13 protein-coding genes are annotated in these 12,343 nt (G+C 66.5%); 6 read left to right on the top strand and 7 right to left on the bottom strand.

Annotation, left to right across the window (positions count from 1 at the left end; all coding sequences use genetic code 11):
- Window positions 1–171: 171 nt before the first annotated feature.
- The gene (locus BH93_RS27760) at window positions 172–408 is read right to left on the bottom strand and encodes a hypothetical protein (protein ID WP_037174619.1); all 237 of its coding nucleotides are present in this window, start codon (window positions 406–408) and stop codon (window positions 172–174) included.
- 371 nt (window positions 409–779) lie between these two features.
- On the bottom strand, window positions 780–1,529 hold the full coding sequence (locus tag BH93_RS27755) for an ArdC-like ssDNA-binding domain-containing protein (protein ID WP_242459276.1): 750 nt from the start codon (window positions 1,527–1,529) through the stop codon (window positions 780–782).
- 261 nt (window positions 1,530–1,790) lie between these two features.
- Between BH93_RS27755 and BH93_RS27750 the strand changes: the two genes are divergently transcribed.
- A complete protein-coding gene (locus tag BH93_RS27750; RefSeq protein WP_052065213.1) occupies window positions 1,791–3,890 on the top strand; it encodes a heavy metal translocating P-type ATPase in 2,100 nt (699 codons plus the stop codon).
- 104 nt (window positions 3,891–3,994) lie between these two features.
- Here the strand turns inward: BH93_RS27750 and BH93_RS27745 are convergent, their stop codons facing one another.
- Together BH93_RS27745 and BH93_RS27740 are read right to left on the bottom strand one after the other, a co-directional pair.
- Window positions 3,995–4,630 carry a DUF305 domain-containing protein gene (locus tag BH93_RS27745; RefSeq protein ID WP_037174621.1) on the bottom strand — a complete coding sequence of 212 codons (636 nt, stop codon included), beginning with the start codon at window positions 4,628–4,630 and terminating at the stop codon, window positions 3,995–3,997.
- Between the two features lie 84 nt (window positions 4,631–4,714).
- Window positions 4,715–5,143: a hypothetical protein gene (locus tag BH93_RS27740; protein ID WP_155291001.1), complete on the bottom strand. Its 429-nt coding sequence runs from the start codon at window positions 5,141–5,143 to the stop codon at window positions 4,715–4,717.
- Window positions 5,144–5,266: 123 nt separating this feature from the next.
- On the opposite strand from BH93_RS27740, the gene BH93_RS27735 reads away from it, so the two are divergent.
- From BH93_RS27735 to BH93_RS27715, 5 genes are all read left to right on the top strand, one after another.
- Window positions 5,267–5,578, top strand: a complete 312-nt coding sequence (locus tag BH93_RS27735) for a hypothetical protein (protein WP_037174624.1) — start codon at window positions 5,267–5,269, stop codon at window positions 5,576–5,578.
- A 113-nt stretch (window positions 5,579–5,691) separates the two neighbouring features.
- Window positions 5,692–6,150: a VOC family protein gene (locus BH93_RS27730; RefSeq protein WP_242459275.1), complete on the top strand. Its 459-nt coding sequence runs from the start codon at window positions 5,692–5,694 to the stop codon at window positions 6,148–6,150.
- Window positions 6,151–6,228: 78 nt separating this feature from the next.
- Window positions 6,229–7,359 carry a tyrosine-type recombinase/integrase gene (locus tag BH93_RS27725; RefSeq protein ID WP_037174625.1) on the top strand — a complete coding sequence of 377 codons (1,131 nt, stop codon included), beginning with the start codon at window positions 6,229–6,231 and terminating at the stop codon, window positions 7,357–7,359.
- Window positions 7,359–7,706: a helix-turn-helix domain-containing protein gene (locus tag BH93_RS27720; protein ID WP_080739093.1), complete on the top strand. Its 348-nt coding sequence runs from the start codon at window positions 7,359–7,361 to the stop codon at window positions 7,704–7,706. The genes BH93_RS27725 and BH93_RS27720 overlap by 1 nt, the downstream gene beginning before the upstream one ends.
- A 125-nt stretch (window positions 7,707–7,831) precedes the next feature.
- Window positions 7,832–9,106: a hypothetical protein gene (locus tag BH93_RS27715; RefSeq protein WP_155291002.1), complete on the top strand. Its 1,275-nt coding sequence runs from the start codon at window positions 7,832–7,834 to the stop codon at window positions 9,104–9,106.
- Here the strand turns inward: BH93_RS27715 and BH93_RS27710 are convergent.
- The 3 genes from BH93_RS27710 to BH93_RS27700 all read right to left on the bottom strand — a co-directional run bounded on the left by BH93_RS27710 (window position 9,082) and on the right by BH93_RS27700 (window position 11,794).
- Window positions 9,082–9,309 (bottom strand): lipase chaperone, encoded by a 228-nt coding sequence (locus BH93_RS27710; RefSeq protein ID WP_037174627.1) that lies wholly within the window; start codon window positions 9,307–9,309, stop codon window positions 9,082–9,084. The two genes, BH93_RS27715 and BH93_RS27710, sit on opposite strands and share 25 nt — an antisense overlap.
- 1,376 nt (window positions 9,310–10,685) lie before the next feature.
- Window positions 10,686–10,991, bottom strand: coding sequence for a hypothetical protein (locus tag BH93_RS27705; protein ID WP_037174628.1), 306 nt, complete (start codon window positions 10,989–10,991; stop codon window positions 10,686–10,688).
- 194 nt (window positions 10,992–11,185) lie between these two features.
- Entirely contained in the window at window positions 11,186–11,794 is a 609-nt protein-coding gene (locus BH93_RS27700) for a hypothetical protein (RefSeq protein WP_052065215.1), read from the bottom strand.
- Between the last annotated feature and the right edge of the window lie 549 nt (window positions 11,795–12,343).

Below are 12,343 nucleotides of genomic sequence, written 5' to 3'. Positions count from 1 at the left end.
GCCGGACGAGGGCGGGTAGTAGCGGTTGAGGGTGTCGATCAGGGATTCGACGCTCCGGCATTCGGCGGCCGCGTCGAGGGCTTTGTCGTAGATGGTCCAGTAGTCGTCGTTGTCGTTGGCGGTCATGACTTTTGCTCCTCTGTCTGGTCGATCGGTGGTGGGCGTGGCGGATCAGTAGTCCTCGTCCCACCGCTCCCCTGCGTAGGTGGGGTCGAAGTCGGCGGGTGCGTGGGCCGGGTAGCGGCGTCGGAGGTCGTCCTCGAGGCCGAGCCGGTCTTGCCAGTGCTTGTCGCATCTCGGGTGCGCTACTCCGGTTCCGGACAGTGCGTCCCGGTATTCGACGTCGCCGGTGCAGTCGGGTCCGTCCGCGATGCAGGTAGCGGTCTCGGTGTTCGTGGTCTCGGTCATAACTGTTGCTGCCCTTCGGAACTCGTGCCGGGTCGGTCTTGCGTCCTCCCCCACGTTTTTTCGCCGTTTCTGGCGTGAGGAGAGAAGGCAGCGCACGGGGACGACGGGGCAACCCCGCGGCCGGACAGTTTTCGTGGGAGCGCAGCGACTGCTCTACGAAAAGTGTTCGGAGCCTTCGGTCGTAGCGCAGCGGAGCGAGGGGTTGAGGCGGCGGGCACGGGTGATGAATGCTCGCCGGGAGCCAGAACCGCTGTGAAAAAACGTCTTCGCTCTTCCACGGTGCGGAGCGCAGCGGAGCTCGATTCGGTGGACACCGCAGGTGGCCTGATCCGCCGGCCGGAACATTTCGGCCGGCGAACCTCCCTGTGCACCTATGCGGCTTGCCCGGTCCCGGTGCCCTCGCCGTCGTCCGACTCGGCGGCGGCAGGATCGAGGGCGTCGGCCAACTCGTGGACGGCGGTCAGCACTGCTTTCGCGGTGGCGGTGACCTGCTTGAGGTCTCCTGCTGCCCATCCGGCGATGTAGCCGACGCTGTAGGCGCTGGTGTCGAGTCCGAGCATCCCGGCCAGGACGTAGGCGACGGATTCGGCTTCGACTTCCATGCGGCCGCGGTGCAGGTCCTTTCGGGCTTCGGGTCCGATGAGTTCGGGTGCGTGCATGATCGCGTGCGCTGCCTCGTGGATCATCGTTTTCGCGGCCGCTGCGGGTTCGAGGGCTGCGTCGACGACGATCCGGTGTGAGCCGTCGGTGGTGGTGTAGCCGTTCGCGCTGCTGGTGATCGCCTCGCGGGTGACGGTCCATCCGCGACCGGTCATGATCGCTGCCACGCGGTCGTAGATCGCGTCCGGATCGGCACCGGTGAGGAGCTGGGCGATTTTCTCGGGCTGGGGGTGTCCTTCGATCGGGTCGGTTTGGGAGTGGTCGAACACCGACAGAATCGGGAACGTGGGCACCTTGCGGGTTTCTTCGTCGCCGGTGTCGGGGTCGGTCTCGGTGACGGTGCGGGAGCTGTAGCCGTAGATCCGGATCGCTTTCTCGCCCTTGCGAACCTGCCGTCCGCGTTGCTGCCAGGCACGGAATCCGGCAACCTGCGTAGCCTCTGGTTTCTGGCTGAGGATCAAGAGGACGTTGTTGAAGAAGGGTTCGGAATTGCATCGGCTGCACGATCCGGTGCGTGCAGGAATCGAGTCCGAGTGAGACGACGCACCTTCCCGCAGCCGACCGAGGGGCGTATGGTCTGATCTACATACCCCCTAGGGGTATGTAGGAAGCCGGACACGGCTGGTAGCCGACAGCAGAGATGCGGTAGGACCGCAGCACTTCCGGGCACGCCGACCGACCAAGTCATTGCACAGCACCACATTCGAGATCGAGGAGTTGACATGATCGAGTCATCACCGACCACCGTTCGGACGGACACTTCGCACGATCACGACCATCACGGCATGGCCGGCGGCCACGGCGGCCACGGCGGCCACGGCGGCCACGGCGGCCACGGCGGCCACGGCGATCATGCAGCCCAGTTCCGCAGGTTGTTCTGGGTGATGGCCGTCCTGGCGGTTCCGGTGATCGCAGCGTCGGACATGTTCGCGATGATCCTCGGGTACTCGTTGCCGGACAGCTCCTGGATCGGGTGGGTGTCTCCCATGCTGGGCACGGTCATGTTCGTGTGGGGCGGCTCCCCGTTCCTCACGGGCGCGGTCGGCGAGATCCGCAGCCGTACACCGGGAATGATGCTGCTCATCGCGCTGGCGATCACCGTCGCTTTCGTCTCGTCGCTGGGCGCGAGTGTCGGACTGCTCGACCATCAGCTCGACTTCTGGTGGGAGCTGGCACTGCTGATCGTGATCATGCTGCTGGGGCACTGGATCGAGATGCGCTCGCTCGCACAGACGACGTCGGCACTGGACTCCCTGGCCGCGTTGCTGCCCGACACCGCCGAGCGGGTCGACGCCGACGGTGACGTGACCGCCGTGGATCCGGCGCAACTGCAGATCGAGGACGTGGTGGTCGTGCGCCCCGGCGGCCGGGTCCCTGCCGACGGTGTCGTCGTCTCCGGGGCGGCGAGCATGGACGAGTCGATGATTACCGGCGAGTCCCGCACCGTGCGCCGCAGCGACGGGGACACCGTCGTCGCCGGCACCGTCGCCACCGATTCAGGAATCCGCGTGCGGGTGTCCGCCATCGGCGAGGACACCACCCTCGCCGGGATCCGCCGCCTGGTCAGCGACGCGCAGAACTCGACCTCGCGGGCCCAGCGGATCGCGGACATCGCCGCGGCGTGGCTGTTCTGGTTCGCCCTCGGTGCCGCCGTCCTCACCGCCGCCGCCTGGACTCTCCTCGGGTCCCCCGACGATGCGGTCGTGCGCACGATCACCGTCCTGGTCATCGCCTGCCCCCACGCGCTGGGCCTGGCAATTCCGCTGGTGGTGTCCATCGCGACCGAACGCGCCGCCCGCGGCGGCGTACTGATCAAGGACCGCCTCGCGTTGGAGTCGATGCGCACCGTCGACACCGTCCTGTTCGACAAGACCGGCACCCTCACCCGCGGCGAACCCGCCGTCACCGACGTCGAGGCCGTCGACGGACGCACCGTCGAGGAGGTTCTGGCGCTGGCGGCCGCCGCGGAAGCGGACTCCGAGCACCCGTTGGCACGCGCGATCGTCGCCGCCGCCGAGAGCCGCCGACTCGATATCCCGTCTGCACAGGACTTCCGGTCCTCCCCTGCAGTCGGGGTGTCCGCGGTCGTCGACGGCGACGCCGCCGTCCGGGTGGGTGGTCCGGCGATGCTCGAGCAGGAGCACCGCTCCGAGCTCGACGCGGCCGATCGGTGGCGGCGGGACGGGGCCATCATCTTGCATGTCGTCGCCGACGCCGCCGTGATCGGAGCACTGAAACTGGCCGACGAGATCCGACCCGAGTCCCGCGCCGCGGTGGCCGATCTACACGCCCGTGGGGTGCAGGTGGTCATGATCACCGGCGACGCCGACGCAGTCGCCGCATCGGTCGCCGGTGAGCTGGGTATCGACCGCTACTTCGCCGGGGTGCGCCCCGAGGACAAAGCGCAGCGGGTGGCGGACCTTCAGGACGAGGGCAGGAAGGTCGCCATGGTCGGTGACGGTGTCAACGACGCCCCCGCCCTCGCCCGCGCCGACGTCGGCATCGCCATCGGAGCCGGCACGGATGTCGCGATCGCCTCCGCCGGGGTGATCCTCGCCAGCGACGACCCCCGCTCGGTACTGTCGGTCGTCGACCTCTCCCGCGCTGCGTACCGGAAGATGAAGCAGAACCTCTGGTGGGCCGCCGGATACAACCTGCTCTCCGTGCCGCTGGCCGCCGGCGTGCTCGCTCCGATCGGATTCGTGCTGCCGATGTCGGTGGGAGCGATACTGATGTCCCTGTCGACGATCATCGTCGCCGCCAACGCCCAACTGCTCCGCCGACTCGACCTCCGGCCCGGCTCGGGCACCCCGCAGGACTGACCTGCGCCCCTCCGGCACGATGCAGCCCCGCACCGACATCGTGGCGGGGCTGCATCGTTCGTCGAGCAGAACCCGCGCGGCAGCGGGTCCGGCCGGGTTCTCGGTCAGCCCAGGAGCTGCTGCATGCGAGAGATCTCCGAGTTCTGCGTCTCGACGATGGTGCGGGCCATCGCGACCGCGTCCGTGTTGGAGCCGTCGGCGATCTCCTTCTCCGCCATCGTGACCGCGCCCTGGTGGTGGGCGATCATCATCGTCAGCCACTGCCGGTCGAAGTCAGCACCCGACGCGGCCATCAGCGAGTCCATGTCCTGTGCGGTCATCATCCCGCTGCCCGATCCGTGATCCATACCGTCCATCGAACTCGCGTCCGACGACGGCGCCGGCTGACCCCACGCCGCCAACCACGACGTCAACTGCTCCATCTCGGGTTTCTGGGCGGCGGCGATCTCCCCTGCCAGGGCGACGATCTCCGGGTTCGTCGTGCGCCCGTCGACCATGGTGGCCATCTCGACGGCCTGCGCGTGATGGGGATACATCATCGACGCGAACATGACATCGGCGTCGGTGAAGTTCGCGGCGGGATCCGCGGACTGCGCCGACGAGGACTCCATCGAGGTGGACGAGCCCATCGAGTGGCCCTCCATCGACGTGCCCGATCCGTCGTCGCCACACCCTGCGAGGAGGGTAATGCCGAACGCCGCGGCAGCGAGGACAGTGGTCGTTTTTCTGTTGATACGCATGGAAGTACTCCTGAGGTGTGTCGAACGAAGGACGAGGTGGATCTGCGTGCGATCCGCCGGAGCGCCATGGCCCCGGACTCCCCGTCACACCCGAAGAAATACCGACTTGTCCAGCGAGTACACCGCCCACGGGGGAGCACGACCTGCCCGAGCCACGATCGCGACAACACGGCCGGACGCGTTGTCGAGTACTGGCATGAGCTCGGCAGTGCCGGTCGGCACCGACAACGCAGAGAAGGACGAGACCGTCCCGATGCACGGATGCACCATGTCGTGACCGCTCGGGCACGACATATCTGCCGCCACCGTCTCGACGTCGACGGTGGGCGTGTCAGCAGAGTGGTGGACGACCACGCTGCTCACCGGCCCCGGTGCGGGCATCGCGTCATGGGCCGCGGCGGTGGGGACGGGCAGGGTCGTGTGCATCAGCACCACGCCGAGCGCGATCAGCACCGTCCGCAGCACCGAGAACGCAGACGCCGCCGACGATCGTCGCCGAGCACCGTCAGACACGTTGCCACCGTACCAAGACATACCCCCTACGGGTATCACCGCCGGCCCGAGTGCAGATCCTGCCGGCCGTGGCCACAACGTGATCGCGGCTCATCCGGACCCGCGAGGGGCACACTCGTCTCCATGAAGGTGGAGATCCTGTATTTCGACGATTGCCCGAACTGGAGAGAAGCGGCCGACCGAGTCCGCGAGGCGGCTACCGCGATCGGGCTCCCGGACATAAAGATCGAGTTCCGGCCGATCACCTCGGCCGCCGAGGCTGCCGGGTCTGCGTTCGCCGGCTCACCCACCATCCTCGTCGACGGCGTCGACGCCTTCGACGATGCGGTTCAGCTCACCGAACTCGCGTGCCGCATCTACCGGACCGAAGCCGGCGCAGCCGGCCTTCCGACCGTCGATCAAGTGGCTGCGTCCCTGCGCAGGAGGGTCGGGTAACCACCGGCCCGACGCACCACTGCTGAACCGTCGGACGGACGGCGCGCCGCGGCTGCGGCGAGGCCTCGACCCGGTCCTCGTGCTGCTCGTCGGCGTTAAGGTTGCCCATGGGTATGTCCAGAGCGGTCCCCGCGCTGCCGGTACGACACATCGAGACAGCGATCGCCGTCTACACCCGCTCCTTCGGCTTCACGGCGCAGTACTCCGATCCCACCTTCGCCAAGCTCACTCGAGACGACGTCGAGATGCACCTGTGGGCCGCCGACGACGACAGTTGGACCACCCGCACCGACCCTGCGCCGTGGCCGGTGTGCAGCGGAGCGGAGACCTTCCTCGCCGGAACGGCCAGCTGCCGCATCACCGTCGACGAGATCACGGAACTGTACGACGAACTCTCGCGCGCGGGCGTCCTGCACCCGGCAGACGCCGGCCATCCCGTCGCGACGGACTGGGGAACGACGGAGTTCGCGACCGTCGACGGCGACGGAAACCTGATCACGTTCTCCACGAACACTGTTCGGGCCCAGAGCCCAGTCGTCGACGGTGACGGAAACGCCGTCACCACTTCCTGACCGGCGGAGCCACCGATCGCCACGAATCCCCTCGACACCATCACGGCCCTTGCATTGGATGCATGATACGTTCATGCGATGTCGGCCAAGGACACCGTCGGGTCCGGCGCTTCTCGCGCCGAGGGGTCGGCTGATCACCTGATGCGGGACGGTCTGTCGCTGCTCGCGCCCGAGGAGACCGTGCTCGCGGCGATGATCGAAGGTTGGGAGCAACAGCAGCGCTCGCGGATGCTCGCGAACCTGACCATCGAGCGGCGGACACAGATCGTGCGCCGGTTGGTGGTCTTCACCAACGACTACCCGTGGCGGTGGTCGTCGGCGGACGTCGAGGAGTGGACGACGCATCTGGTGGAGTCGGGGTCCGCGCATTCGACGGTGCGGCTGTATCAGATGGCGGCATCGCTGTTCTGCAGCTACATCTCCGACGTCCGCTACCGGTGGCACGAGGTCTGTGAGCGGCACTTTGGGGTGCACCCGGTGCAGATCTTCCACGAGTGGAACATGGTCGTGCACCGCAGCGACTACGAAGGGCGGCCGGGGAATCGGCCGCTGACCCGCGACGAGTTGCAGGCGTTCTTCGACTATTGCGACACCCGGGTGAGCCGGGTCGGTGCCTCCGGCCGCAAGGGATGGTTGGCGAGCTATCGCGACGCGACGTTGTTCAAGGTGATCTACGCCTGGGGCCTGCGCCGCCGGGAGGCCTCGATGCTCGACATCGTCGACTGGACCGCCAACCCGGCGGCCGCAGAGTTCGGCCGCTACGGGGCGCTGTCGGTGCGACACGGCAAAGCCCTCTCCGGCGGGCCACCGCGGCGGCGCACCGTCCTGACCACCATGGAGTGGGCCGCCGAGGCCGTCGACGAGTGGGTCACCGAGATCCGGCCCCTCTACGACTCCGACCAACTCGCCCTCTGGCCCACCGAGCGCAGCGCACGGGTGGGGGCGGTGTCGATCTCCCAACGGTTCGCCGAGTACCGCGACGCCGTCGGGCTCGAAAAGCACCTCGGCCCGCATTGTCTGCGCCACTCGTATGCGACACATCTGCTCGAGGACGGCTTCGATCACCTCTTCGTCCAGCAACAACTCGGACACTCCTGGGGATCGACCACCGCGATCTACACCAGCGTCGGCACCGACTACAAGAACAACGCCCTCCGACGAGCACTGAGTCGGGCGTTCACCACCGCGAGCACCGACGGGGAGAACTGATGCCGCAAACGCAGCTGAACTACCAGTGGCACCTGCGCCGCCTCCTGGCCGACCAGGGCATCTTCGCGACCACCGGACTCGGACCTCTCCTCGCAGAACGGGGCATCACCCTCTCCGAAGCGCAGGTGTATCGCCTGGTCACCGGGACACCCGAACGTCTGAGCCTGCGCACCCTGATGGCACTGTGCGACATCCTCACCTGCACACCCAACGACCTGATCGAACCGATCGCCGAACCCGCCAGCGGGACCGCGACCGGAACATCGACACACCGCCCCGACACCGCGGCCGCCACCACCCGCGCCAAGACCCGCACACCCCGACGCGCTGACATCCGGCGACGGTGATCGCAGGACGGTGTCGCATCTGCACCACCGCAGAGGTTCGCGGCACGACGGTGTGCGACCGCTGCAGAAAACGCGCTACGCAGCACCGCGGTGCGTGCGCCGGCTGCACGAAGCCGGACAAACTGTTGGACGACGACGACACCTGTCGGTGGTGCCGCCAGAAGGCGCGTCGCACCTGCACCTGTTGCGACGCAACAGGATCAGCTCTCACCAGCGTCGAAGGCGACACCCTGTGTCACCGGTGCACACTGACCCGCCGCCTCGACACGATCATCCCTCCAAGAGCCGACAGCCCGCTCGCACCTCTGCGGCAGCCGCTCCTGCACGCAGAACCCGTCACCACCCGTCGGTGGCTGATCCGCACCACACCACTGCTGCTCTCCATCCAGGACGGCAGCACAGCCCTCACACACACCTCGTTCGACACCCTCCCGCACCCGAAGTCGGTCGAGCACCTGCGCTCGCTCCTCGTCGCCACCGGCATCCTCGGTCCCGACATCGACCGAAACCTGCGCCGCCTCGAAGCCCAACTCCCCCAACTACTGAGCAGCCTGACCCCGAACCACCGCGCACTCCTGACCAGGTGGACACAATGGGCCGTACTACCCAGATTGCGCGCGGCGACCGAGCAACGAGAAGCCCATGTCGGCGCCCAGAACGCTCGCTCACAGATCCGCCAAACGGCACTGTTCCTCGACCTCCTGCAGCAGCGCTCGAAAGAGCTCGGCGACTGCACACAACACGACATCGACACCTGGTTCAGCGCGCCCGGAGCGGTCCGCTGGCGGGTGCGGTCCTTCCTGACGTGGGCACGACGCAACAGACACCTGCCCCGCACACTCACCCTCCCCTCAAGCTACCGAGGCCGAGCGGAAGTCCCCACCGGCGACGACGAGAGGTGGCAGATCAGTCGACGCCTCGTCCACGACGAGTCGCTGGACCCCGCCGACAGGCTCGCCGGCGCTCTGATCGCGCTGTTCGCCCAACCGCTCACCCGTATCGCCGGACTCACCACTGCCCACGTCACCGAAACCGACGCCGGAGTCGAACTGCGACTCGGCAACGCCGACACGCTCCTCCTACCGGACCCGTTCGCCCAGATCGCACTGCAACTACCCCGACCACGACGCGCAGGAACCGCCGAGCAGATACCTCAGACATGGCTCTTCCCCGGTCACCGTGCTGACATGCCACTCACGGCGACCGCACTCGGAAACCGGCTGCGACGCATCGGTATCAGTCCGCAGGCCTTGAGACTGTCCGCCATCGCCCACCTCACCCGAGAGCTCCCACCGAGCGCACTCGCCACGATGCTGGGCCTGAACGCACACACCGTCGCGCAGCACACGCTCCGAGCCAGCGGCCAATGGGCGAACTACGCCGCCGACCGCGACTCCTGAGTCCCGCTATTCGGAGGATCGAATACGGCAACCCTGCCAGTGCTGTAGGAGTGGAACGAGGCCACGTGGTCGAGGTACGCGCGCCACGTGTCGGAGCTGGTCAGCTCGGCTACCTTGTCGGTGATCGAGGCGTGCAGTGATGCCGCCAGCTCGCGGCGTGCTTCGGCCTTGTCCGCTGTGCTGGTCTTGGTCCGTGATGCCATGACTGGCCCCTCTCCCTCGTGACCGGTCCCCCGGCCTGCTCTGCCAATTTCTTGTCGCCGTCATCTGGCGTGAGGAGAGACAGCAGCGCACGGGAACGACGGGGCAACCCCGCGGCCGGACAGTTTTCGTGGGAGCGCAGCGAGTACGGGACGAAAAGTGTTCGGAGCCTTCGGCCGTAGCGCAGCGGAGCGAGGAGTTGAGGCGGCGGGCACGGGTGATGCAGTATCGCCGGGAGCCAGATGTGCGACAAGAAATCGATGTCTTTCGCGGTGCGGAGCGCAGCGGAGTTCGGTTCGGTGGACGCCCGCAGGGTGGCCGGCACCGCCGGCAGGCGGAATGCGAGACCGCTCGTCGACGTCGGCGGGTGACCACCTCCTACCTGCGGAGCTGGCGCGGTGACTGTGCGGGAGCGACGGAGACCGGCCACGCTCGGTGTCGCGGCAGCTCGTAGACCCTGGATACATTTTTTGTCGAACCTTTATCTATTCCGCGCAATTAATCGCGAATATTCGGAAATTAATCAGAGATATCCGCTGCTTTTAATCCGACAATAATTTGCGCTCGATAAGTGCGCAATTAAACTTATAAACCACTCTTGACCTGCGAATATGTGGCGACTTCACTTTCTTCGAGAGGTTGCGAAAAGGCCCTCTATGTGGGACCCTGATGGAGGCGAAGCAACCGCTGAGCCAAGATATCGAGAATCCAACCGAAAGGCCGATATGCCACACGTGTGCGCAAATCACTCCAACAACGGGACGGAATTTCACAACGAGAGGAAACTATTATGGCAGCAGAGAAGAATGATGGGTCCGAGACCGGGCGAGCAGGCTGGAGAGGATGGTCCGCGAGGTTCAAGGGTTCACGACCCGTGAGGACCTTGTCGATACTGGCGCAGGTGCACTGGCGGATTCAGCTGGTGTGCCACATGTTTGGTGTCGATGTGCCGTGGCAGGGTGACGAGGTTTCGTCTCCTGTGTGGGCAGTGCTGCTGGCGGTCTGGGATGTGGTGGGTCCGTGGGTTCACGGAGCCGTTGACTTGCTGATCGCTTGGTTGCAGTTGTTCTAAGGCTGATAAGTAGAAGCACCAGGATCCGGTGGCCGTTCACGGTCACCGGACTTTTGGTTGTAGGGGTTGGCAGATTCAGCAGTGTCGCGCGTGGCGGCTGCGGTCGTTGGCCGTGGCGTTCGGTTCCGATTGGGGCCGGGCGTTGTTCAGTTCCACGAGCGCGAGGAGTCGCGCTGTGTTCGCTGCGATCTCTGCTGGTAGCGGTGGGCCGGTGAGTGTTCTGATGCGCATGAGGGCGAGTATTGCAGTGGGGACCGACAGAGTCGTTCTCTCGCAACGCTTTCAGGTCTGCTCCCCTTGGCCTGCCTATAGGTAGAGCAGGTGGGTGGCGGTGCCGTCGAAGTGTTCGAGGTTGTCCAGGACTCCGGTGTGATTGGCGGGTCGGCAGGCTCCGAGGCTGACGATGAGTGCGCAGGCTCCGTCGATGGTGACGAGGTAGGTCGGTGGGGTGTTGGTGGGGCTGGTGTCGGCGTGGGCTTGTGCGTCGAGGAGGGCGTAGCGGACTGCGTCGGCGGCGGCGCGTTTCGCCGCAATGAGGCTTGGTTCTGCTCCTGCGGTGGTGATGGCTTCGGGTCGGCGGTCGGGGCGGGTGGTGACGGTCCAGGTGATCATCGGTGTCGTGTTCCTTCGGGTGGGTGAGCCGGGCGGCCTGTAGTGCGTGGTTCTTCCAGCATCGCGTACCGAGCGCCAGCGAGGTCCGCGATGCGCAGGCATTTTCCGGAATCTGGGGATAGAGACGTTTCCTGTGGATGGATACAGCTCGGCCCCGGAATCCGTCTCGGGTTCCGGGGCCGGATCAGGTATGGCTACAAACGTCGTCGCCAGGGTGCGGCCATATCTTCCTGGTGTTCGCGTTCGGCGTCGTCGAATGCGTCGGTGAGGGTGGTCGGGTCGCTCGTGTACTGGTCGCCGTCGGTGAAGATCGCGACGGCCATGCGGTGCACGTTGCGGAGCTCGTCGAGCATGGTGACGTAGCCGAGGCGGTCGATGATGCGCCAGGTGACCGGTCCCATGTGGACCTCGACCCAGTGCATGGTGCGCCGCCGGGCGGGGATGTACTGCTCGCGCGGGGTGACGGCGGTTTCCGGTGGCGCGATCCAGACCACTGACATTGCGGCGCGGGCGTAGTCGTCGCCCGGTCCCCCGGGCTGGGGTGCTTGGTTGTCGATGCGGCCTATGAGGGTGCGTGCGTCGGCTAGTCCGGCGATGAAGGCGTGGACGGCGGCGGCGGAGCGGAAGGTCATCATCAATCGGTTGAAGGTGACGATCATCTGGGCGTCGTCGGTGGCGGCGGCATGGACGTTGACCACGGCTTTCTGGCGTCCGACGATGGTGGCGGTGGTGTGGGTGACCACTGCGCCGTAGTTGTCGGTGTCGGTGGTGCTGTGGGCTTTTTGGGCGGTGGTCTTCGGCATCTCGCGCTCCCCTGCTCAACGTGGCGACCTCGCGGCCCGCCAATTTTTTTGCCGTTCTGGCAGAGGAGAGTTGGACCGGCATGAGGGGGCCGGAGTGCAATGGTCGGGCCGGGAAGTTTTCAGCCGGAGGCGTCTGTGAAAAGTTTTCGGAGCCCCTTGGGGCCGGGAGCGCAGCGGACGCCGGCGGTTGCGCGGAGGTCACCGCCGGTCAAAATCGGAAGGCCAGAAGGGAAAACAAGGATTCTTTTCACAGGACGGAGCGCAGCGGAGTTCGATTCGGTGGACGCCCGCAGGGTGGCCCGGTCCGACGCGAGCCGCCGACCCTTCCCTGCGCAACGGAGAAGGCCCGCACCCGGCGTGTCGGGGTGCGGGCCTTTCGGTCTACGGACTGTGAGCCGGTGTCAGGGCTGTTCGGCTGGTGGGGTGGTCGGGCGCCCTTCGGCGGCGTCGCGGATCCACTGGGGTACCTCGAGGCCGTCGCGTTCGTACAACGCGACCGATGCCCGTGCTGCGGCTCGCGCGACCTGTGGTCGGGCTGCGGTGGTGCGG

It is taken from the genome of Rhodococcoides fascians A25f (assembly GCF_000760935.2).
Classification (GTDB): Bacteria; Actinomycetota; Actinomycetes; order Mycobacteriales; family Mycobacteriaceae; genus Rhodococcoides.
Note: the sequence above shows the minus strand (reverse complement) of the source record. Positions and strands in the feature narration are given on the sequence as shown.